The sequence below is a fragment of the Aureibacter tunicatorum genome (genome assembly GCF_036492635.1).
Taxonomy (GTDB): Bacteria; Bacteroidota; Bacteroidia; order Cytophagales; family Cyclobacteriaceae; genus Aureibacter; species Aureibacter tunicatorum.
The window spans coordinates 1,750,203-1,773,829 of sequence record NZ_AP025305.1 but is presented as its reverse complement, the minus strand read 5'-3'; the positions used below and the strand labels follow the sequence as shown (position 1 = coordinate 1,773,829).

Annotated in this window: 25 protein-coding genes; 16 read left to right on the top strand and 9 right to left on the bottom strand. The window is 36.0% G+C overall.

Going from position 1 to position 23,627, the window contains the following annotated elements:
* Positions 1-299 precede the first annotated feature (299 nt).
* From AABK36_RS07640 to AABK36_RS07625, 4 genes are all read left to right on the top strand, one after another.
* Positions 300-2,222: a hypothetical protein gene (locus AABK36_RS07640; RefSeq protein WP_309939232.1), complete on the top strand. Its 1,923-nt coding sequence runs from the start codon at positions 300-302 to the stop codon at positions 2,220-2,222.
* 9 nt (positions 2,223-2,231) lie between these two features.
* On the top strand, positions 2,232-2,876 hold the full coding sequence (locus tag AABK36_RS07635; protein ID WP_309939231.1) for a TVP38/TMEM64 family protein: 645 nt from the start codon (positions 2,232-2,234) through the stop codon (positions 2,874-2,876).
* Between the two features lie 20 nt (positions 2,877-2,896).
* Positions 2,897-4,189, top strand: a complete 1,293-nt coding sequence (locus tag AABK36_RS07630) for a hypothetical protein (protein ID WP_309939229.1) — start codon at positions 2,897-2,899, stop codon at positions 4,187-4,189.
* 232 nt (positions 4,190-4,421) lie between these two features.
* Positions 4,422-4,793 (top strand): VOC family protein, encoded by a 372-nt coding sequence (locus AABK36_RS07625; RefSeq protein WP_309939227.1) that lies wholly within the window; start codon positions 4,422-4,424, stop codon positions 4,791-4,793.
* A gap of 69 nt (positions 4,794-4,862) precedes the next feature.
* Here AABK36_RS07625 and AABK36_RS07620 read toward each other — a convergent pair whose 3' ends face one another.
* The 7 genes from AABK36_RS07620 to AABK36_RS07590 all read right to left on the bottom strand — a co-directional run bounded on the left by AABK36_RS07620 (position 4,863) and on the right by AABK36_RS07590 (position 10,838).
* Positions 4,863-5,474 (bottom strand): hypothetical protein, encoded by a 612-nt coding sequence (locus tag AABK36_RS07620; protein ID WP_309939226.1) that lies wholly within the window; start codon positions 5,472-5,474, stop codon positions 4,863-4,865.
* A gap of 81 nt (positions 5,475-5,555) precedes the next feature.
* Positions 5,556-6,284, bottom strand: a complete 729-nt coding sequence (locus tag AABK36_RS07615; RefSeq protein ID WP_309939225.1) for a hypothetical protein — start codon at positions 6,282-6,284, stop codon at positions 5,556-5,558.
* Positions 6,285-6,413: 129 nt separating this feature from the next.
* The gene (locus AABK36_RS07610; RefSeq protein ID WP_309939224.1) at positions 6,414-7,817 is read right to left on the bottom strand and encodes an alpha-amylase; all 1,404 of its coding nucleotides are present in this window, start codon (positions 7,815-7,817) and stop codon (positions 6,414-6,416) included.
* Between the two features lie 362 nt (positions 7,818-8,179).
* Positions 8,180-8,638: a hypothetical protein gene (locus AABK36_RS07605; protein WP_309939222.1), complete on the bottom strand. Its 459-nt coding sequence runs from the start codon at positions 8,636-8,638 to the stop codon at positions 8,180-8,182.
* A gap of 13 nt (positions 8,639-8,651) precedes the next feature.
* Positions 8,652-9,047 carry a VOC family protein gene (locus AABK36_RS07600; RefSeq protein ID WP_309939221.1) on the bottom strand — a complete coding sequence of 132 codons (396 nt, stop codon included), beginning with the start codon at positions 9,045-9,047 and terminating at the stop codon, positions 8,652-8,654.
* Positions 9,048-9,049: 2 nt separating this feature from the next.
* Complete coding sequence (locus AABK36_RS07595; protein WP_309939220.1) at positions 9,050-9,766, bottom strand: LytR/AlgR family response regulator transcription factor; 717 nt, start codon at positions 9,764-9,766, stop codon at positions 9,050-9,052.
* Positions 9,750-10,838: a sensor histidine kinase gene (locus AABK36_RS07590; protein WP_309939219.1), complete on the bottom strand. Its 1,089-nt coding sequence runs from the start codon at positions 10,836-10,838 to the stop codon at positions 9,750-9,752. The genes AABK36_RS07595 and AABK36_RS07590 overlap by 17 nt, the downstream gene beginning before the upstream one ends.
* A gap of 224 nt (positions 10,839-11,062) precedes the next feature.
* Between AABK36_RS07590 and AABK36_RS07585 the strand changes: the two genes are divergently transcribed.
* The 6 genes from AABK36_RS07585 (at position 11,063) to AABK36_RS07560 (ending at position 16,209) form a co-directional block, all read left to right on the top strand.
* Complete coding sequence (locus AABK36_RS07585; protein WP_309939218.1) at positions 11,063-11,869, top strand: DUF5694 domain-containing protein; 807 nt, start codon at positions 11,063-11,065, stop codon at positions 11,867-11,869.
* A gap of 47 nt (positions 11,870-11,916) precedes the next feature.
* The gene (locus tag AABK36_RS07580) at positions 11,917-12,723 is read left to right on the top strand and encodes a DUF5694 domain-containing protein (RefSeq protein ID WP_309939217.1); all 807 of its coding nucleotides are present in this window, start codon (positions 11,917-11,919) and stop codon (positions 12,721-12,723) included.
* A gap of 192 nt (positions 12,724-12,915) precedes the next feature.
* Positions 12,916-13,728 carry a DUF5694 domain-containing protein gene (locus AABK36_RS07575; protein WP_309939216.1) on the top strand — a complete coding sequence of 271 codons (813 nt, stop codon included), beginning with the start codon at positions 12,916-12,918 and terminating at the stop codon, positions 13,726-13,728.
* A gap of 34 nt (positions 13,729-13,762) precedes the next feature.
* A complete protein-coding gene (locus tag AABK36_RS07570; RefSeq protein WP_338390319.1) occupies positions 13,763-14,569 on the top strand; it encodes a DUF5694 domain-containing protein in 807 nt (268 codons plus the stop codon).
* A gap of 193 nt (positions 14,570-14,762) precedes the next feature.
* Positions 14,763-15,572: a DUF5694 domain-containing protein gene (locus AABK36_RS07565; protein ID WP_309939212.1), complete on the top strand. Its 810-nt coding sequence runs from the start codon at positions 14,763-14,765 to the stop codon at positions 15,570-15,572.
* Between the two features lie 277 nt (positions 15,573-15,849).
* Positions 15,850-16,209: a winged helix-turn-helix transcriptional regulator gene (locus tag AABK36_RS07560; protein ID WP_309939211.1), complete on the top strand. Its 360-nt coding sequence runs from the start codon at positions 15,850-15,852 to the stop codon at positions 16,207-16,209.
* On the opposite strand, the gene AABK36_RS07555 is transcribed toward AABK36_RS07560, so the two are convergent.
* The gene (locus AABK36_RS07555) at positions 16,185-16,781 is read right to left on the bottom strand and encodes a lactoylglutathione lyase family protein (protein ID WP_309939210.1); all 597 of its coding nucleotides are present in this window, start codon (positions 16,779-16,781) and stop codon (positions 16,185-16,187) included. The two genes, AABK36_RS07560 and AABK36_RS07555, sit on opposite strands and share 25 nt — an antisense overlap.
* Before the next feature lie 285 nt (positions 16,782-17,066).
* On the opposite strand from AABK36_RS07555, the gene AABK36_RS07550 reads away from it, so the two are divergent.
* The 5 genes from AABK36_RS07550 (at position 17,067) to AABK36_RS07530 (ending at position 19,881) form a co-directional block, all read left to right on the top strand.
* Positions 17,067-17,618, top strand: coding sequence for a hypothetical protein (locus AABK36_RS07550; protein WP_309939209.1), 552 nt, complete (start codon positions 17,067-17,069; stop codon positions 17,616-17,618).
* 161 nt (positions 17,619-17,779) lie between these two features.
* Entirely contained in the window at positions 17,780-18,184 is a 405-nt protein-coding gene (locus AABK36_RS07545; RefSeq protein WP_309939207.1) for a hypothetical protein, read from the top strand.
* Between the two features lie 196 nt (positions 18,185-18,380).
* Positions 18,381-19,022: a hypothetical protein gene (locus AABK36_RS07540; RefSeq protein WP_309939206.1), complete on the top strand. Its 642-nt coding sequence runs from the start codon at positions 18,381-18,383 to the stop codon at positions 19,020-19,022.
* A gap of 5 nt (positions 19,023-19,027) precedes the next feature.
* Positions 19,028-19,429, top strand: a complete 402-nt coding sequence (locus AABK36_RS07535; RefSeq protein ID WP_338390318.1) for a helix-turn-helix domain-containing protein — start codon at positions 19,028-19,030, stop codon at positions 19,427-19,429.
* Between the two features lie 56 nt (positions 19,430-19,485).
* Complete coding sequence (locus tag AABK36_RS07530) at positions 19,486-19,881, top strand: VOC family protein (RefSeq protein WP_309939204.1); 396 nt, start codon at positions 19,486-19,488, stop codon at positions 19,879-19,881.
* 216 nt (positions 19,882-20,097) lie between these two features.
* On the opposite strand, the gene tnpA is transcribed toward AABK36_RS07530, so the two are convergent.
* Positions 20,098-20,520, bottom strand: coding sequence for an IS200/IS605 family transposase (gene tnpA, locus AABK36_RS07525; RefSeq protein WP_309939203.1), 423 nt, complete (start codon positions 20,518-20,520; stop codon positions 20,098-20,100).
* 298 nt (positions 20,521-20,818) lie between these two features.
* Here tnpA and AABK36_RS07520 point away from each other — a divergent pair, with 298 nt between their 5' ends.
* On the top strand, positions 20,819-23,392 hold the full coding sequence (locus AABK36_RS07520) for a PEP/pyruvate-binding domain-containing protein (RefSeq protein ID WP_309939202.1): 2,574 nt from the start codon (positions 20,819-20,821) through the stop codon (positions 23,390-23,392).
* Positions 23,393-23,627: the final 235 nt, after the last annotated feature.

Genomic DNA, 23,627 nt, shown 5'->3' with positions numbered 1-23,627 from the left:
TTTCCCCTTCAATTTTATGTAGTCCACCCAGATTTGCATTTAGTGTACTATAACGACATTAATTTCAACCTATAAATCAATTATAAAAATGAATGCGAATTGTGCAATCCAAAGAAGGTAAAAAGATTTCCCCACGCATACCTTAGCCTTTATCAGTGTAATATTCTGTAATATTTTAAATGATTATTTTTCATTTTATTCAAGGTGGATTTCAAGACAAGCAGATTTTTCAAAGCATGCTTGACTTAACAACAATTTTAAATGACTGTATTTCATTAGAACTTTAATCTTCACACCACATGTCCTACCTTAACAATTTTAGGCTCAGCTTCTCGGGAGGCTGTTCATTCAACCCTTGCACAGCCAATAATGACGATGTCGGCTTGTTCGTAATGGATCCTGTAAACGGCTCTTTGGCTGGCGACTTTGCGGATTTGTCCGATGAAGAAGCGCAACACAAGCTGAAACAGTTAACTCAAAACGGTTCATATGTCTCATCAGGATGGAATTTTTTTGGGGACTACGCTTTCTTATTCAAGCAACTTGGCATTACATCAGCGGGGATGCCTGGAGACATTAATCCTTTATCAGAGCCATTGCCATTTTATTTTTTAGGATCCGTAGACCCCACGAATCAACACAGCAGATATGGAAGCCCTATCATGATCGACATGGACCCAACTGGGACTAGTTGTTCGAGAGTGATTTTTGGGGGACTTCTAATCGGCGACGACATGGATAATCCGCTACTAAAGATAACTGGAAATGTATCATCTGCCAACTACTATATTGACCCAAGATCCATCAAAGCAGGTGGTTTTAGCAGCTTTATGGCGACTTGGCAAGTCAGTTATGCATACGACGATAGCTGGATTGTGGATGAAAGCAATGAAACTATCAAAGCATTAATGGATGAGGTAAAAAAGAATAAAGGAATTACTATCAACTTCTCCATTTTTGAAATGGCCCCGGCTATACTTTCGCAAAACCTTAGCGCGGACTTCAATGAAGGAAAAGGAACAATGAATCCTGTCATTGGCTATACCATTGGGAATATAGGTGTGTGGGAAGCTGATGAATTAGCTAGTTCTCCGTCGGGAAGAGTAATTTCTCCTACACATTCTATAAAAAGCAAAGAAACCATTGGCTCATCAGCTTTTTTCAGCATTGACCAAAACAATACGCTAAGCATTGATCTTTCAAAGTGCTTCATAAAAAAATCTCCTAGGTTCACCATTTCAAGCGAGGAAGCCTTAAATGATCCTGCGAAAAACAAAGAACGAATTAATCAAATTGAAAATGTTGGGCAAATCGGACCTAATGTGACTCTCGATGGAGAATTGAAATTGGTGACTTTTGACAATGACGGAAATATTAAAACTCAATTTGACAATACCATCGATTACGACAACGAGAATTATTTTAAGACCGGAGGTGTAGTCGATGTCGCAATGAATGCAGATGATATCACTGAAATTGAAAATAATCCTGTTGGACTGATTTTAACTAATTCCGACAATGATCCAATCACGCTACTGAGTGAAGAGATTTATGTCATAAGAAGCGAAGACAAGTATCTCTATATCAACCCAAATGAAACCAATCCGCTGAATTTCAAAATTGAGAAGCTTGGCAAACCTCTCTCTCCAAGCGATAGTATTGAAATAGAATTTGACTTGGAATTCACTGGCACTCTTCAAGCTGAATTCGATCAACACAAAGCTTTGAATATTGCATTAACAAGTGCTGTAGGGAATCTAAATACTGTTTCAGAAGAAGAAGGAAACGAAAAATACACATTAACAATCACAGGAAAAGAAGCAAATGGCTGCGCGCTCGATTTAGGATGGATAGTTGGAGGATATAGGCAAATAAACTTCTCTAAAATCAATGGCATCAAAAATAGCTTCTACGCTGTCGCAAAAACTTATCAAAACGACGATTACTCCCACATGGATGAGAGCGATAAGTTCACTTGGGACTTTGTCTATCCTGAAGTGCTCAGATACTACTATGTTATATTCCCAGCGATGTCGCTTCGATTGCCATTAAATAATGAAACGCTTATCACTGACAATGTATATGCAGAAGTACTTAAAAGAATCTCTGATCAATATAGAGACACCTCTTTATTCATGCCAATGACACACGTTATGTCGCCTGGGAAAACCACTCTTTTGAGACAATACCTTGAATATTCAAATAATCTACCGCTTACTTAATCCTATAATATGAAAAAATGGTTAACGACAGCACTAGCGATATTAACTTTCATCTTAGCTAGCTTCATCTTGGTGGAATCATTGGATATTCAATTTTTGAAAAACCCAGACTACCTTCAATCTTCCAATGGACTTATAGCCTTTGGATGGGGAACATTATTGCTAAGCTTGGATATTATCTTGCCAGTACCTTCAACTGTGATACTGATCGCCAACGGAGCAATATTCGGCACTGCTCTGGGAGCTGCTATTTCCATGCTAGACTTGATGATTTCAACATCATTTGGAATATTGATCGGAAGCAAGTTCACAGAAAAAACCAATCAATGGCTTAATGAAAAAGAAAAGCTCCAAGCTGAACAGTTCATCTCAAAATGGGGCTTGATAGCCATTATCATTTCAAGATCTATTCCTATGCTGTCGGAAACCATTTTGCTAATGGCAGCTGCTATGGGCTTAAACCCTCGCAAGCTTGCCATAGCCTCATTCTTTGGTTACTTGCCGGGAGTGATCATATACGCTTATACCGGTGCTTTCGCAGCTACACTTGAGTCCAGCTTATGGAGCTTCATAGCTGTAATAAGCATCAGCAGCATATTTTGGCTATTTTCTTACTTCACCAAATCAGAAAAAGCAGCTTCAAAACAAATTTAGAAGTCTAAAAAAATTAAAAAATGAAAATCTCAATATCAAAACCCATGGTGATGATCTTAAGCAGTATCATCGCCTATGGCATATTCATCGCCTGCACCACAACCAACAAAAGCAGCGGAGGTGACAACAACTCAAGCTCTCAAGAAGAGGAAAAACATCAAGCCTATCATTCGGATCTAAGTTATACCTTTCCGGTAACTGACTCTCCAAATCCAAGCGAGCGCACGCAAGTCTACTTTGATGAATATGGCTGGCAAATGTTCGTGGCGATGTGTTGGCCGGCAAGCTCGACGATGAGAGGCGTGCCAGACACTACAAAGAGCATTTTATCTCCGGGAAATTCTATCCCTGTTTGGATGTCCTTGAAAACCTCCACAGAAGCGTTTAAACACTCGCCAGACAGCATGATGCCATGGGATACCGGCTATCCAAACGACCAACTACGATTAATTAGCCATTCCAAAGTAGCTGAAAATATCAAACCATTTTTAGGCTCTATTGATCAAGCGGTTGGAGGTTCATTAATCGATCAAAACAGCAATTTCAGTTATTACGAAAGGTATATGAACCAAGTAGAGTATGACTATATCCTTGACAACAAATTCTATGACGGAAATGTGTTAAACGCCCTTAACAAAGATGTTAAGTTTCCTGCCACTTCCATGGAAATCAAATCCGCATGGACTATTATCGAACAAGACGACGATGCCAGCAAGTTTTTCACCACAAAAGCAATGGTCGCAAAAATCAACGAAAACACAGGCGAACCTACTGGCGAATATATGGAAAAGCTTGTAGGCTTAACAGGCTTGCATATTGCATACAAAACCTCGAGCTCACCGCAATGGGTATGGGCTACTTTTGAGCATATTGGCAACAACCCAATTTTCAATACTCCTGACAGTATCAGAAAAGACAACAAATACACTTACTACAACCCTGAATGCGACTCAGCTGCTTGCCCTGCCAATCAACAAACCTTTGAACCCGGCAAGCCAATCAAACCTACTCAAGTGGTAAGAATGACTTTGCTTACAGAGGAGGCTAAAGCCTTGAATGCTCAATATCAAAAAGCCTTGAAAGGAACCGCTTGGGAAAATTACAAATTGATCGCTACGCAATGGCCTACAGATCCCAAAAATCCAGCAAACCCGCAAGGGACTCCAGCTCCAAACATTTTGGCGAATACAACCATGGAAACATTTATTCCACTGGAATCAAGCTGCATGGGCTGCCATAGCACCGCCCGCACCAGAAATAGCAAAGTCAAAACCGACTACAGCTTTTTATTGCTTGAAGCCAACACCGATTAATTTTCAAATTCGATATATATCAGCGGGGAACAATTCTCTCCGCTGATATATACACTAACAACTCGCCTCTTACAAAGCCTTAGTTATAATCATCTCCAACTCAAAGTCCTCCTTCTAAGCCACAAGAGTATTATGGAAATTCAATATCATAAAACTTAAAAAAATTAGGTGATGATCCTCCATTATTTGGTTTGCTTTTTGGATACACTCCTTTGTCAATAAACATCAAGCCATGCAACTAGGAGCATTTTCCATCAGTCTTAGCGTCAAAAACCTTGAGACCTCCATAATCTTTTACGAAAAACTTGGGTTTTCTGCAATCGGAGGAAACCTCGACAGCAAATACGTCATCATGAAAAATGACCAAACCGTGATTGGACTGTTTGAAAAAATGTTTGAAGGCAACATGCTCACTTTCAATCCTGGATGGGATCAAGAAGGTAATATGCTAAAACAATACGATGATATCAGGACAATCCAAAAAGACCTTATCAATAACGGTGTTAAGCTAGCCAACACCATTGAAGAAACCACAATTGGCCCCGCCAATCTTATGCTCACTGATCCGGATGGCAATGTGATATTGATAGACCAACATGTGTGATTTAGGCTAAAAACCTATTCATCACAATCGATCATTCATAAGATTATTAGATATCATTATAAATTAAAATCAAATTCCCAACAACTCTTTTCTGAATAGAAACCATTCTCCGTATTGCACTTTAAAATAATATAGAGTGTTCACAGAAGTTTCAACGCCATAAAAATGAATAATACGCTCATCTGTTGACCTAAACTTCATTTCATAATTGTCATAGATTTGCATTCCCTCATTTCGACTAAAATACCCAAGATCGTCATGCTTCCAATCCTTGGCTTTAATAAATAATGTGACCAAATTAACAGGCACATCAACGTCCCCGTTTTCATTCAACTGAATGGTCTCAAATTCAACAGGAAACAATATCCGAGTTATTTGAAACGATTCATCAGAAACAAATTTCTCAAGAAAAGGCCAAAATTCTTCCGAATTCTCAACTAAACCATCGCCTTGCGATTTTGAATCGATTGGAACACTTATTCTCTTTGCAAGCTCAACATTAGAAAAAATCAGGTCCGCTGTTCTTCTTTCCAAAATAGCCAACTCTTGCTTTAACATGTCATTTTCTTGCGCGAGCCTTTCATTCATATTACAAAGTTCTGTAATACGCTTTTCATACTCATTATTCTCACAAGAAGCCAAAGTCAATACAATGAAGAATATAATTAGAGTATTTCTCACATTTTAAAAAATTCAATGCCACACATAATTAGACTAAGCAAAAATATTAACCATAAATTTACAAAAATAAGTTTATTGAAACTATTCGTCATCTAACAAACCAATTGCTAAGTAAACAGAAACTTGAAAGTCATGATCTTTTATTTCATTAACTCTGCTTTTGAGTTTATTCTTCATACTGCTCCTTGCCCATTTTAATATTTTCTCTGATGCCTCAATTTTTTTCTCATACTTCGAATCAAACCTTTCACTCAGCTTATTTTCCAAAAACAACTTTTCATTATCAGCTACTAAATTGCAAAACCTTTGTAGAGAAAAACTGCTATTGCTTTCAAACCAAGCATTTAACAAATAATCTGGATATCTTAAAATCTCATAAAAAGTGAAAAAACAATCTTCAAATAGAAATGGCCTCAAATCATCATTTAACATTTGCTCCCAAAAAGCCTCGATGAATTCATTAACAGCTTCATTCTCTTCTTTGCGCCAACTATGCCAATCAAAATATTCCAATTTTTGAAAAACCATAAAAGTCTCTATCAATCCCTCTTGACAACTAGCAATCAACTCTAAAAACCTAGGCAAAAAATGTTTGTAATCGCTTTCCGTTCCCCAAGTATAACCAACTTTGAAAGCCAAAAAACTTAACTCGTCTCCATTCATTTCCTGCATTGGTTTTCTTGAGATGGACAAGTTCCATTCTTTCACTTTATCCCCGTAGATCGGACTCGCCTGCATGTTTTTATCCAAAGGATATCTGGAAAAAACTTGATACAAATTCATTACACTTGCCAATACTCTTGGTGTCATCTTGCTTATGCCTTTTTCAAATTTTATAAATAATAAGCTAAAAAACATTATAAAAAAAGAGGCTTGAGGTTAAATCACCTTGCAAAGCCCCTTTTTAAGCGATAACAACACTTTATATACCTTAATCCATTAATTATTAGCAATCGACCAAACAGAATAACTTTTAGGAGGACACTGTATTTTCACCCATCGACCAGACTGCGTAACAGGTTCCCAATCAGAATGGCCTGTGAAATCTTTTATTCTTGCGCTGCTCCAATTAGTCTCAACCCAACGCTCAGACCAATTTTCCGAATTATTAATATATACAACCAGACCAGCTTTATCTTCCCAGCCATTTCGTTTAGCTATATATTCATCGTTATCAGTGTATAAGACAGACGTTGATCCACCTGCTAAATTATCATGTATCCATATTAAGTTATTCAGCTTATCCTTATCCAACCATTCTTCATAGTCTCGATAAAACAAACAAGGCAGCCCTTCATGGGTCAAAATATACGCATATGCCAAATTTTTATTCCAGATTTCATTCGTATCATGATTTGCGACAAACGTTACAGCCTTATAAGGATTCCTTTTCAATAGCATATCGTTATTCAGTTTATTCAAGTCATTTCCATCAAATGCCTCTTTCATTGCATAATAGCAAGCAAAGTCAAATGCAGAGCTATTCGCTTCATTAGCCCACTGCTCCAAATATGTCGCATTTCCATCCCAAAGTTCTCCAACAGAAAAACCGCCATTATGCTCCAACCAATCTTTGACTACCCATGGTTCGAACCCCTTCACAAAGTCAAACCTCCAACCATCAAATCCTATTTCATCTTTCAAATACTTAGCGAATGAATAATCGGCTTTCCATAACCATTCTTGCACATAAAAATGATGATGGCATAAATCCGGAAAACCTCCAAATACTTGCGGATCATTTTGATGAATGTAATTAGGGTGGAAGTCATGTTGCGAACGTGTAAATTTGCCCGAAGCAACATCGAATTTAGTCCAGTAAGGCACTCCTGTATACTGATTATCTTCTTTCTGGCCTCCACTGTTGTGATTGATGACTATATCAGCATACACTTCAATATTATAGTTGTGAGCTTCATCAATCAAATTTGTCAACTCATCCTTAGATCCAAAACGGGTCTCAATCGAACCATTTTGATCAAACTCTCCCAAGTCAAAATAATCTGTCGGATCATATCCCATAGATAATGCTCCATTTTGAGCTTTTGATACAGGAGGCAACCATATGGAAGTAATACCCGCTTCGCTCCATGCTGGAACTTTGCTCTTTACTACATCCCACCAAGTGCCGCCAGCGGGAACATCCCAATAAAATCCTTGCATCATCACTGGCGCATGATTGTTTTGAATATTTCTATCTGCTTCTCGAGATGATGTTTTATTAGCAGGAATGGTTTCCGAGCTCTGCCCCTCAGTCGTCGCCACATCAATATCTTGATCTGAACAAGAAAATAAGCAAAATGAAAAAAGAAATAAAAGAATAAATAAGTCAATTTTCTTCATAAAAAGTTGGTTTTAGTTTAAAGTTTCATCCTGAAATTATCATATGAAAAATTTCAACTATAAAAACCAACTCATTTTTACAACTTTTATAATGCAATCGTTTTCAAAAAATAATTTTTGAATTTTTTAGCTTAAAAAAAATATTATTCTAAAATTATATCATAAACGTAATTTTATTACACTTTATGACTAATCCTAACTTCAATCATTGCATTTATTTTGCATATTTCCGATTAAAATCATCATTTTAATAATTTAAATTATTTAATATTTGTAACAAAAATTACCAAAAGTAAAAACACTATGCTAATACTTAGCTGTCATGGCTCTTTACTAATTTAAAGGTTTATACCTCAAATAAACTATGCGAATTTTTCAAATTTAAGTGCTTTCAAGATTTGAATCCCTTGCTGATTTAATCCATAAATCTTTAGAGATTCCTTTTTACAATCTCCATTGACAAACTTTATTTCCGCAGATTTCTTATTAACCAAAATCTCTTCAATCTGATTAAAGGGCAATTTGAAATTAGGAAAAATAAGGAACCTAAAAGCGTAACTCAATAACTGAATAAAAAATATGACCATAATAGATTTCTGAACTTTCCAATTGTAGCTGATTTCAAAATCATTGAAAACTAAATAACCCAACACAACTGGGATCAACAAGTAAATCAAATACTTATATTTAACTTCAAAGCTAAATTTTGTTTTTTCTCTCAATCTCAAAGCTTCATTCCTAATTCCCGAATCCGTAAAATAAATATTCTCTTCATCGATATTCACATAACCAAACCTGCATTTAAACCATTGATTCTTCATATACTCTTCTCACTTAACCAGACTTAATTGGAGTGCAAATTTCGATAATAAATCCGTTATTATCCCTCACATAGCCAACTTTTTGTCCCCAAGGTTTTACTTTTATTTCAGAGAATAAAACAGCTCCATTTTCCAGCGCTCTACTAAAATCCTCTTCTATATATTCACTTACAAAAGCAAACTCAACTCCAACAGGAGTGCCATTAGTAGCCAACAACTTTATATCTTTCCCAAAATTCAATTCGCATAATTCCCTCGAAGCAAATGCGATCGTCGTAGAGCCTGTGTCCAACTCTCCATAATCTTTTTCAAGAGTTATAAACTTGACTGCAAAGCCAAAAGCCTTATTATAAAAATTCAATGTCGCCTCCACATCAGCGACATAATGAATTGCATATCCGAATTTCATATTTACGATTTAAGCAATTGGTTCTCCATAATCTTTTCAAAAAAAGCCTTTTTGTATGTATTGCCAAGTGGCAGTTCATGCTCATCGATCCAAATCAAATCATTGTCAATCTTGCTGATATTTTTGATCGATGCGATAAAAGACTTATGCACCTGTATGAAACCTTGGCTTGGAAGGCTTTCATAAAATGACTTTAAAGAGCTATAAGTGATGATTTTCTCATCTTTAAGCTGGATAGACACATAGTTTTTCAGCCCTTCTACGAACAAAATATCCTTGAGAAAAATCTTAACAAATTTATTCTTGCCATCGGTCTTGACGAAGAAATACTCCTCAGTCACAGTGATTGCATCGGTCATCTTGGATTCTTGAAGCTTCATCACTGCCTTGTAAAATCTGTCAAAACTCACCGGCTTCAACAAATAGTCCACTGCTCCCATATCATAGCTTTCCAAAGCAAACTGGGAATAAGCAGTTGTGAAAATCACCTTAATATCCTGACTAATCAATTTGGACAGCTGGATTCCGGAAATTTCCGGCATTTGTATATCCAAGAAGATTACATCCACCTGATTAGCTTCGACATATTGCAAAGCCTTAAGCGGATTTGTAAACGTCTCCTCCACTGTAAGAAAATTAACCTTTTCGATAAATTTCTCCATCAATCGAATAGCAGGCGGTTCATCATCCACGATGATGCATTTATGTAATGAAGTCATGCGACAGTTCTGTTTTGTTTGAAATAATTTGCAATGGCATGCTCAGGTAAGCTTCAAATTGATGGTCATCTTGTTGATAATATAATTCAAAAGCGTCCCCATAGAGCACTTCCAGTCTCTTTCTAATATTTTCAGTGCCAATTCCTGATTCATGATATTTTTCCGAAATGTTTATATGATTTTTCGTTATCACTTCCAGTTTATTTTCCTCGGTATTGATATAAATGTCTATGAAAGCCGGCTTATCTTCCTGACTGATGATTCCGTGCTTGCAGACATTTTCGATAAAGTGAATTAATATCAAGGATGGGACTTGCTCGTCTCTTACATCTCCATGAATATTCAACTCAACAAAAAAATTGTCTTCATAACGACGCTCAAAAAAATACATATAATCTTTAATAAATGAAATCTCCTTTTCGACAGTCACATAATCAGTACTCGTCTCATAAGTAACATACCTTAATAAGTTGCACAGCTTTAATATATCATTCGCTGTTTCCGGATGAGTGTCGAACAGCTCCACATAGAAACTATTAAGTGTATTGAATAAAAAATGAGGACTTATTTGCGATTTCAATGCTGACATTTGCGCTTTTTGATGAGCTAACTCAAGCTGATGCATTTCTTGAGACTTCTCATTGTATCGGTAAAGAAGACTAATAACAACACTCAATAAAACAGCCACCAAGGTATAGTAAAATGAATCAACCAGATAAACCCCAATAATATTTGAACCTTCGAAGAAATAATTATGCTCGCCAAAAATCTTGAATAGAATCACTTCTTCAAGCATAAACCGAACACAAGCAAAAACGAGCATCAGCCCTAAAAACGAAAAGCCGTATTGAACATACTTTTTTTGAACAATAAACCTTGGAACCAATACCAAATAGTTTATAAAATATACAGTTGTAAATGACAAATAAAAAGTACAGGTAAGAACATGCTTATGCAATTCACTATTTAAGCTTGTGCCATTCTTCCCCATCAATATTTCTCCCACTTCCCTAAGCGCGTAAATAACAATAAGTATTAGAATATTTTGCAGTATTTCCTTTTTCAACTTCATAATCTTTTTTCAATGAATTTAGAGATATCGCTTTACTCGAATTCATTTTTAGGACAAACAAAAAGTTATTTTATACAAATTAGCTTTTTCTCATGACAAAAAATAATGTCAAGCACTTTCTTCATTTCGTGTAAAAGTTCTATTCGTTGGTATAATAAAAAAATCACCTCCCCACCCTTTACCTATCATTGCATCATAATCATTCTAACAAAACACTTATCAAAATGAAAAACGCACTTCTAGCCATCGCATTATTCATCGGAATATTCACTGCTCATGCACAGGATAAAAAAATAAAAGTTCTTAATGTAGGAATGTTCCATATGGGTTTTACTACTGATGCAAATAAGACCGAGTTTGATGAGGCCTCCAACATGAAGCAAATCCAAGAAGTCAATGAACTTCTCGCTAGATTCAAGCCTACGATCATCATGGTGGAAACGCTTCCCAAATACCAAAAAGAACTTGAGAAAGCTTATCAAGCTTATGTCAATGACCCGACAATCAAAACCGGATATGCTAATAATGAAATACAAATCATGGCATTTGAAATCGGAAGACTTGCTAATACCAAAAGAATTTACGCAATCGATCATAAAATGAACTATGCCTACAACTTATCAGGCCTGGCGGAAGAATATGGCGCTGAAAAGTACTTCGAAACAGAAAAAAGAAAAAAAGAAGTCTATGCCAACTTAAAGACTACTCCAATGAAGTCCAGTTTCAAAGAAGTGTTAAATAACATGAACACCGAAGAATACAGAACTGCCTCGATCAATGGCAACGCAGACAAACTGACTTATGTGAATTCCGAAGACAATTTTGAAGGAGCTGACCAAGCGGCAATATTTTACCAAAGAAACCTTAGAATGTTTGCCAATATCAATAAAGTAGAAAGCAACGAAGAAGACAGAATTCTTGTCATCTCTGGAGCAGCTCATGCGACTTTCTTCCACGATTTCTTCAAGAGAAGCTATATATACGAGCTTGAATCAGTTGAGAAATATCTAACTGAAGACAGTACACTATAACCCTTTCCAAAATTATTAATAATCACCCTCACTTTTACTAAAAAATCATGAAACAATCGCTTTTAATCATCGCCCTAATTCTTAGCATATTCACTACTCAAGCTCAGGATAATAAAATCAAAGTATTGAATCTTGGCGTCTTCCATTTGAGCTATACTCCGGACGCTCATTCAACTAAATTTGATGAAAAATCAAATATGAGTCAAATTCAAGAAGTAAACGAACTCATCGCGAAGTTTAAACCCACCATCATTGTGGTTGAAAAATCTCCGAAATATCAAGCAGATCTTGAAAAGTCTTATCAAGCTTATCTTAATGACCCTGAAGGAGAAAAAGCAAAATATACGAATGAAACAGGACTTATGGCTTTTGAAATTGGCCGTCTGGCCGGCACTAAAAGAATATATGCCATAGACCACAAAATGGGTTATCAATATTATCAAGATAGATTAGCCAAAAAGCTTAATTCAGACAATTACTTTGAAACAGTCAACATCGTGGACTCACTAAGAAAAATTGAAAAAAGAAATCCTGAGATCGTCGGCTTTAAAAATGTGATAAGCTATATGAATACTCAAGGGTACCGAGATCAGTCATTCAACTCCAATGTCGATTATCTTTTCTATGCGAACTCAAAAAATAAATTCGAAGGTGTAGATCAAGCGTCGAAATTTTATCATAGAAACCTTAGAATGTTCGCTAATATCTGCAAGATCGAAGCCAACGAAAACGACAGAATTCTTATCATCTCCGGTGCGGCGCATGCTTCATTTTTCCATGATTTCTTGTCAAGAAGCTATATCTATGAGGTTGAGCCTGTTGAAAAATACCTTCACCCAAATGACAACCTATAAGCACTTGCTGATATTCATATGACAAACTAGGGCTTTTGTTATACTTGCGCCCTTTTTCTCAGGACAAAAAAATAAAGCATTTAAAACTACCTTTTGGTGTATAAACACAATCAGTGGGTATAATAAAAAAATAAGCCTCTATTCCATTTCCTATCATTGCATCATAATCATTCAAACAAAACGCCTATCAAAATGAAAAACGCACTTTTAATCATCGCTCTGCTATTCGGAATGTTAACTGCTCAAGCGCAGGATAATAAAATCAAAGTATTGAACCTTGGCGTCTTCCATATGGGGTATACAAGCGATGCCCACTCAATAGAATATGACGAAAGCTCGGATGAAAGCAAAAAACAAATCAAAGAAGTAAATGAGTTGATCGCTAGATTCAAGCCAACGCACATCATGGTTGAAGTCGAAACCAATGATCAAAATGCATTGGAAGAAGCTTACCTTTCTTACTTGAAAGATCCAAAGCAAGAAACAACTTTTGGAGGCACTGAAGTGGAAATACTTGCTTTTGAAATCGGACGACTCGCCAACACGGCACATATTCACGCCATCGACCACTCTATGGCTTATAATTACAATCTGGGCGAGCTTGCTCAAGAAACAAAAGCTGACAAATTTTTTCAGACTTTAAAAACATTGGAAAAATCCGAATTAATCGCAAAGCTGAATCCAGCCCAATCAGGACTTAAAGAGACACTTTCTGTTATGAACTCCGAATCTTGCATGAACTTTCTTATCAATGCCAACGCAGATATGCTTACCTATATCAATTCGGACGACAAATTCGAAGGAGCCGACGAAGCGGCAAAACTATATCATCGAAACCTTCGAATGTACGCTAATATCAACAAAATAAAAACCAACGAAGAAGACCGCATTCTGATAATCTCAGGCGGATTGCACGCTTCCTTCTTTCATCAATTCATGTCAAGAAGCAGTGTGTATGAACTAGAGTCGGTGGAAAAATACCTATCACCTGAGAACAATCTATAAACATTTGACTAACCTAACTAAAACAAGCACTGCAATGACAAGAACAATATTAATCATGGCTTTACTTTTTGGAATGTTCAATGCGCAAGCGCAAAACAAAAAAATCAAAGTATTGAACCTAGGCGTATTCCATATGGGATATACTCCTGATGCTCATAGTACAGAATATGATGAGAAATCAAACATGGACCAGATTCAAGAAGTAAATGAACTTATCGCCAAGTTCAAGCCTACGATTATCATGATAGAAGAACTGCCAAAACATCAGGAAGAAGTGGAAAAATCTTATCAAGCATACCTTAATGACCCTGAAGGAGAAAAAGCTAACTATGAAACTGAAAAAGGACTCATGGCATTTGAAATTGGGCGCTTAGCCGGAACAAAAAGAATCTACTGCATTGATGAAAGCATGGGCTATGGATATAATCAAGACAAACTAGCTGAAAAGTTAAATGCGAAAACATATTTTAAAACGAACAGAATAACGGATGAAAAAGCGACTAAACTCGAAGCCGATCCTAAAAAAGTGGGACTAAGAAAAGCTCTTCTTAGCGACAACAGCCAAGCATATCGTGACTTTATGTATAACTGCAATGTGGACCATTTATTTTATGTCAATTCCGAAAATAAGTTTGAGGGAGTAGATCAAGCAGCAAGATTTTATCAAAGGAACTTAAGAATGTTCGCCAATATCTGCAAGATCGAAGCCAACGAAAACGACAGAATTCTAATCATCTCAGGCAGTGCGCATGCTGCGTTTTTCCATGATTTCTTGTCAAGAAGCTTTATCTATGAAGTCGAGACTGTTGAAAAATATCTCCAACCAAATGACAACCTATAAACACTAGGAAAGAATCATATGACAAACTGATTCTTTTCTTATACTTGCACCCTTTTTCTCAGGACAAAAATATAAAGCATTTAAAACTAACTTTTGGTGTATTAACTCAGTTAGTTGGTATAATAAAAAAATAAGGCTCTGTTCCTTTTCCTATCATTACATCATAATCCTTTCAAACAAAACGCTTATCAAAATGAAAAACGCACTTCTAATCATCGCTCTGCTATTCGGGCTGTTCACTGCTCAAGCGCAAGATAATAAAATCAAAGTATTGAATCTAGGCATTTTCCACTTGGGATACACCGATGATTTAAGAACAACAGAATACGACGAAGAAAACAAGAAAAACAAAGAGCAAATCAAGGAAGTAAATGAGCTGATCGCCAAATTCAAGCCTACAATAATCATGGTAGAAACACCTCCAAAGAACCAACATTTGGTGGAAAGTGCCTATGACGCTTATTTGAATAATCCCGAAACGAAAACCATTTACGCTGACAATGAAATACAACTCTTAGCTTTCGAAATCGGTCGACTGGCCAAAACAAAGCGAATCTATGCCATTGACCATGAAATGGGCTACGATTACTATCAAGACAAACTGGCAAAGGAACTCAATGCAAAAAATTACTTCAAAAGCCTACAAACTGCTGACAGCTTATTTTCTAAACTGCCTTTAGACCCAAAGAAAGACGGGCTAAAAAAGACCTTGATGCAAATGAATACGCCCGAAACTCGCGCTATATTATATAACTACAATGTTGATCAGCTATTCTATGCTAACTCCTCTGATAAATTCGAAGGCGTGGATGAAGCTGCTCGGTTTTATCAAAGAAACTTAAGAATGTTCGCCAATATCTGCAAGATCGAAGCCGATGAGAATGACCGAATTCTTATCATCTCAGGGGGAGCTCATGCGTCTTTTTTCCATGATTTCTTGTCAAGAAGCTATATCTATGAAGTCGAACCCGTAGAAAAGTACTTGGGTCAGAATGAATTGTAAAAGCACAACCACTAACACTACGCTTCCCAACATTGCCTATTTAGCATCAATAATAATTGAAACTTTATGATATTCTTTCTGGCTCGACACCTCTTAAGCAAATATTAACTGCCTATCACTTCGCATCCAATTATCAAATTCAGGCAACTTAACAACACAACTAAAACATTATTTTTGATTTTATTTTATAATACACAAGCCCTATGTATAATTAAAAGGCAAGGAATTCGTAGTATTCGAAAGTCTTTTGCTTTTTAGAATCATAAAAGATCTCATTATGGCTTCAGATAAAATAAAGTATCATAACAAGGAATTCAAGTGCTCTTTGGCTTTCGCTCTACATTTGATTGGAGATAAATACAAAAGCCTAATACTCTTTCATTTGCAAGATGGGCCTCAAAGATCGGGAGAATTGCAAAAGAGCATCACAGACATTTCAAATAGAATGTTCACATATTCTATCAGAGCATTGGAAAAGGACAAACTCGTCAAAAGAACCGTTTATCCGGTTACTCCTCCCAAAGTGGAATATGCACTGACTGAAGAAGGCAAATCACTAATCCCCATTATCCTGCAATTGGATGAATGGGGACAAGAATTTGCAAGAGATCATCATTTATACGCTCCCTCGGAGTAGTGCAACTCATATGAGTGAGAGTAGATTTCGAATACCGTTCCAAAAGGATCCTCAACATAGCACATGCGATAAGGCTTCTCTCCCGGATAATATTCTCTTATTGGCATTCTTTGCTTCCCTCCTGCCTCTACGATTTTCTTCACAAGTCCTTCCACATCAGGATCTTGTACAGAAAAGTGGAACAGACCGGTTCTAAAGGGTTCAAAATTAGGCTTTAGGTCTTTGCTTTCTTTAAATTCAAATATCTCAAATCCAATCTTGTCGCCTGTTGAGAGATGGGCAATTCTAAAAGTTTCCCATCCTTCGCCAAACACATCAATGCACATTTGGCCTATGGCCGTTTCATTTTCTTCCTTTACTACTGTTGGCTCCATGATGATATAAAAGCCCATCACCTCGGTATAAAATTTTACAGCTTCCTCGATGTCAGGCACTGTTATTCCTATATGAGAAAATGTTTTAGGATACGTTTTAACTGGTTCCTCCATATTTCCGATATTATTTTTGTCTTGCGAGTAAGCAATTGTTGCCATAGAAAATACTAAAGCAAGCAAACTTAAATATTTTTTCATCATCAATACTGTTTAAATTCGAATGCAAAACAAACTCAAAAAACACTGATATACAAGATGTTACATTCAATGCATATGGTTACACGAATGTGTATAATTAAGACTATCAGGAACTTATGAATTGAAAAAACTTGAAAAATAATCTAGTTGACAAAGCCAAGCAATACATTTGAAATGCTGTCTATTTAACTTAAATTATTATAAAAATTGATTTTTTAATTTTATAAATACAGCTACGTTTTCGGTAATCATGAACTAGATAAAGTTGCAAAACATAAGTAAACGATGATAAAAAACTTAATAACTGCATTAGCTATAACTATTTGCAGCTATAGCCCAATCAACAAACAAGAAATAATACAAATTACCGTCAAAGGAGACTTTAACGGGGATGGAAAAATCGAAAATTTAACCGAAGAGATTCGAAAAAGCTCATCAAATGAGAAAGTAAAACACTTAAACATAGAATTCGAAGAGATTCTAGAAATAGGAGAAACCTATACAAGCTTAATATCAAGCGACTCTAGATTTAATAACTTTCCTGTCAAAAAAAATTGCTACGGATACAAATTGCTTGAAAATTTAGGAGATTTGAACAATAGTGGATCCGATGAATTAGGTGTAATATTTAACCATATAGATTATTCAAATTTGAATACTTTTCATATTTATAGTTTTGAAAAGAATCAATGGATCCAGAAAAAAATGTTTAATATCTCAGAACTTGATATACTTGAAGAAGATTTGCACAAGTTTATATTTATAAGTAAAAGCGGTAAATATAGAATTAGAAAATACTTAAATGCGGAATATATTGAGGAAGACTTAAAAATATAAGAACCGTAATTCAACAACTTACAAGTACAATTTTCAATAATGACTAAAACACTCATTTTTTTAGCCAAGTTCAAAATGGATCAAACTCAAATTGATACTTGAAGTTATACAAAATTGTATCTATTAAACAACTGACTTAAATGACACTAAAAACCATTAATATGATTTTTCTATTCATTTTTTCAATCGATTCTTTTGGACAGGAAATCAAGTCAATTCCTGAAGTTATCAAGATTTGTGAATTAAAACATATCAATGGAGATTCGGTGTACTTCCTGAATACTATGATACCAGTAAATCCCCAGGCACAAAATCAACTTTCTGAAGATTTTCTCGAACTGGCTAAATTCAATAAATCTAAAAATGACGTTCATATTCCAAGCAAGGCATACACATCAGTAATATTAACGCCAGAAAATAAACTAATCAACTTTTGCTCAAATGCTGATTTCAACAATGTAGATGAATTAAAATTATTAATCTTAAATTGGACAGAAGAAAACGAGATCAAGTCGGACTACCATCTAAGAATCGTCATTTTCTTCTCTTGCTTAAAATGGAATTGATTATCTGATTTTTTGTAATACCCTTTGCCTGTAACAATCGAAAAAATGACAAAGAGTTGACCAATGAAGAACTAAATCAATCATTGATATCTACACTTCATGGGAAATGTTGGAAAAAGCTAAATTCTATGCTTCGATGCTCAATAAACAGTTAAAAAAGAAAAGGTAACTTTACAATATGATTGAAATGACAAAAATGATTAATCAAGAAAAACTATTAGAAAGCGAGTTTAAAAAAATCTATAAAAAGGAAAACAAAGTCATTCATTGGATATCAAGGCAAAATTTAGACATTATTTGCGATGTCTCATACTTATTGAATTTTCAATCACTGCACAATCAAATAAGTCAATTTCTTAACTCAACTAAAGTTGATAATTCTATTGATGACAATTATAGTGAAATTGAATACATACCATATAATATTCCTATAAAAGAGAAATTGGAAGCAAAATATTCATTAGAATCTAATAGCAAGTATTTATCAATTTTCAAATCGTTCAAATCGGAATATATTCAATTAGCTGCTGACAATGAATATGAGGAAGCATTAAGAGTAAGCAAATCTAGTCACGAAAAAGCTGAAGTACTTACTATAGCATTCTTAAATGGACATTTTGATAAAGTTCCAAGCATCGAGAAGCTTATTCACAAAGATTTCATTCTACCTTTCATATACCTCATAAAAATAGTTGAGCTAATCAAAAATGACCTATTTGAAGAAAGCAAACAGGAGTTAAACAAATTATTAGCCTTGAAAAAAGCACATATTGGAACAGAAATAGTTTTAGCATTGAATAATAAAAAGCCTTGGGAAAGCTACCCATTCATAGATTAACAACAATGACCTCTTCTAAAATGAAGCTTTACAATAAGGAAGTCGAAAGAATAAAAAAAGACAATTACTCCAACCAATGGCAAATTGACACTGTTATTGGCTTAAGAAAATACATTCAAGAGCATTTTGAAGACGAACTGAACTTGAGTCTATTCTCTCGCATTAGCTTTGTTTCAAAATACCATCTGCTTAGACTATTCAAAAGGTATTACGGTCAGACTCCAAAACAATACTTGATCGACATGAGAATAGAAAAATCAAAGGAATACATATCCCAAGGCATGTCAGTGACGGAAGCCTGCTATGCAGTCGGCTTTGAAAGCATAGGCTCATTCAGCACTTTATTCAAGAAGAAAACAGGATCCGCTCCGACGGAATTTCAGAAAAGAGCAATTTTCAAGAAATGATTTGAAAATAGATTTCGGACTTTTGTGTCATTGTTAAATCTCTTAATCCTTACAATATGAGAATCAGATTATTAAGCATCCCAGTAAGCAACCAAGAAGAAGCTCTAAACTTCTATACCAAAAAACTTGGCTTCGTAAAGAAATTGGACATTCCAGTAGGAGAAGGCAACAGATGGTTGACTGTAGTAGCTAATGAAGAGCAAGACGGACCCGAACTTCTTTTGGAACCTTCGCCTAAGGACTTTGAACCTGCAAGAGTTTACCAAAAAGAATTGTACAAATCAGGCCTGCCTTATACTCAATTCAGCGTTGAGAGTGTGCAAGGCGAATACGATCGACTTGTAGAATTAGGAGTGGAATTCAGCCTTAAGCCTACTGTTATGGGAACGGCTAAAATCGCAGTATTTGACGATACTTGCGGCAATTATATCCAGATAGTCGAAATGCTCTAATTACGAGCACGCTCAAAACTATAGATTTTAACCAAGGCGGATTTCGGCAAGAATTCCGCCTTTGCTTTTTATTGAGCCATTCTTCTGTACTCTTTATTTGCTAGTAAAAAATCCACGCCCAAAGGACGTGGCATTGAGTTAACCCCTAAAAGGGGATAAAAATACTTTTCCCCTCAAAGAAGGTAAAAGTTGTTGTCCCCATATTAATCATTCGTTTTATCTATTTTCGTTTCGTTTGTCTTTTTCTTCTTGATACTTAACATATTTTCGTATCATCTCCTCATTCAAACCAACTGTGTCTACACAATAACCTTTTGCCCAAAAACTATTGCCCCAATAGGGGCGACATTTTAGATGCTTAAACTTGCCAAATATACGTATAGCTGTCCTTCCTTTTATAATACCCATATAGTCAGATATGGATAATTTGGGGGGTATCTGTACTAACAAATGAACGTGATCTTCCTGAATATTCAATTCTGTTAATACACATTTCTTCTGTTCCGAAAATGTACGAATACATTTTTCTACTTCGTTTTTTATTTCGCCTTTTAATATTCTATACCTATATTTCGGTGTCCATACTATATGATATGAACAAGACCATACGGCGTGTGATAATTTATTAAACCTATTCATTGTTTGCCTTTCTTTTGTTGTGGGGACAACGCCTGAAAGGTAACAATGGCACGCCGTTTAGGCAAACCCGTAAAACCTCTCTGACCACGCCCAAAGGACGTGGTTTTTTATGATTCTAATAAATGCCAAATTCAAAAAAATATCAACTTTTCGAAGATCAGAGTTTAACGACTACCTAATCATCAAACTGCGCATAAAGCAAAAAATTAAATGGGATAGTGATTTTAGGCATAATAATTTTTTGTTTGTCCATATTACCTTAGGGCAATCTCATAAACACCTGCTTAAAATATTTAAAATGATCACACTTTTTAACTCAAAAACAACTCCTGAACTGCGCCAAGTCGGCGGGAAAGCAAAAGCCTTGATAGAAACAACTCAAGCGGGGTTCCCGGTACCAGAAGGCATGGTATTGTCTGTAGCTTATTTCGAAGAATGGCTCTCCGACATCAAAGCATCTTCTGAATGGAGCAATTTTTTAACGGAAAGCACCAAGGCAAACTGCGACAAACTTTTCGTGAAAGCTGAAAACATGGCAATTACTGAAAAGCAGCAAATTCAATTAACAAAACACCTTGCTCATCTGCCCGGCCAAATATTTTCTGTTCGCTCATCTTCTCCTGAAGAAGATATGGAGGGAACTTCATTTGCAGGAATGTATGAGACTTATCTAGGAATCACAAAAGACAAGCTCGAGAAACATATAGCAAAAGCATTCGCTTCTTGTTTTGATTACAGAGTAATGGAGTATAAAAGGCTAAACAACATTTCTTTTGACCATACAGCCATTGCCATCATTATACAAAGACAAATTCAATCAGAGATCAGCGGCGTGGCTTTTTCATTGAATCCTTTGAACAACGCTTACGATGAGGTAGTCATCAACGCCTCATTTGGCTTAGGAGAGGCCATCGTTTCAGGTCTTGTAACTCCTGACATATATATCGTCGATAAAGTCCTAAATAAAATCATCGAAAAAAAAGTTGCTAAAAAAGAACTTGGCATCTGGCTATTAGACACAGGCGGCACAAAAGAGAAAAATAATGCAAACCCAACGGAACAGGCCCTCTCGGATACTCAAATCCTAAGTCTTGAACAGTTGGTTTCCAGAATAGAAAAACACTATGGCAAACCAATGGATATCGAGTGGGCTATTGAAGATGAAAAATGGTACTTGCTGCAAGCAAGACCCATAACCACGCATATTCCCCTATTTCCAGAAATGCTTACAAAATCTGGAGACACGAAAGACTTGTATATGGATTTCATACTAGCTACACAAGGATTTTCCGAGCCAATGTCAAACCTAGGCTTGGACATCTGGGCAAAAATGGTCTATATGGGAAATGGATTGCCTCGAGGCAAAGATGGAATATTATGGTCTATTCATGGTCGTCACTACATCATTATGTCTCATGTGATGAAAGTAAGCGCTGCATTGACCAAAACATTTAGCTCGCATGACGCTCCTACCAAAGAAATTTTCGCTCACCTTAACAAACACGATTTCATCCAGAAAAGCACGCCCAAAAAGTTAAAATGGTTCCTTTGGGAAACAACAAAATTCATGTTTTCATTATATGGCTCCAGTACTTTCAAAGGGCTGCTAAACAGCAAGTCAACATTGCTCAATTACAAAAAAACAAGTGATGAGGTATGGAAATACTTCCATGAAGAACTTGAGCAAAGCAACAAGCCTTTTGAAACGCTCGTCAATGAAGCTTTAAGTGGTTTTAAACGATTAGTCAAAGAAATAGGCGGGCTGCTCGTTGCCGCAAATTTAGCTAAATGGAAAATTGAGAGAATGTTTAAAAAGCATAATGAAGCCTCTGACTTGATTGTCTCGCTTGCCATGAACCTTCCCGACAATCCTGTCTCGGAAATGGGGCGACTGATGCTTAAAACAGCATCATTTCCAGAGTTTGTCAACACGAACAACTTAGAGGATTTTGAAAATAAATTGAATGCGCATAAATACTCCGACGAATTCCTAAGCAGCTATAATGAATATATCAAACGATTTGGTTGCAGAGGAGTAAAGGAAATCGACATTGCGACACCTCGAATCTCGGAAGACATTTCTCAAATTTTCTCTTATTTAAAAGAAATAGATATCAATAATAACGCAACGCTAAATGTCAAAAAAAGAAGCGAAGAGGCCTATAATAGATTATGCGAAATAGCGCGAAGCTTCGGCAAAGAACAAAAGTTCATTAGACTAGCTAATACTTATCGAGATATGATTGGCTTCAGGGATCACCCTAAATACATGTACGTGGTTGCGATAAGCTTGCTTCGAAAAAAAGCATTAAAGCTTGGCGAAGAATTCACCCTAAATAAACGTCTCCAAACCCCTGAACAAATATTCAATTTATCTATTTCTGAAATATCTCTCGCTGAAAAAGATCCCTATTTAGACTTGCTTAGTCTCGTTGAAAAAAATATTGCGCCATATAATGCCGTAAAAAATGTGAAAGATTGGCCCCGACTAATTGATAGCAGAGGTAAAATATATCATGCTATCCGAAATTCCAAAGATGGAGAAATCCCGGGAGAACCGATATCGCCGGGAGTAATAAAAGGAAAAGCGAAAATTCTAATGAATCCGCAAGAAAAGCCTCTACATAAAGGCGAAATTCTTGTTTGTAGAGCTAGCGAACCTAGTTGGGCCCCGGTTTTTATCAATGCTGCAGGCATTGTCATGGAGGTGGGAGGTCCACTCCAACATGGCGCGATCATCGCCAGAGAATATGGTTTGCCTTGTGTGAGTAGCGTTTACAATGCAACCAAAATTATCAATGATGGAGACATTATTGAAGTTGACGGTTCCAATGGCATCGTAAAAGTGTTGGAGAGTCGCAGAAATACATAAGCTTGCTTCTCGAATAAATTAGAAGCGTTTCTCATATTTTGAAAGTTGAGAATTGGCATGCTAGCCACTAGTGAAATTAGAAACAAATATTAAATTCTAAAGTCATAAAATAGTTGCGCTTTTTAGGACTTGGCATGATCAATAAACTCTAGGTTTGCATTTGCCTTCTCAACTTTCCCAAAATTGAACTTATACAATCCACAAAGGCCCCTCTCAACTTTAAAACAACCTAAGG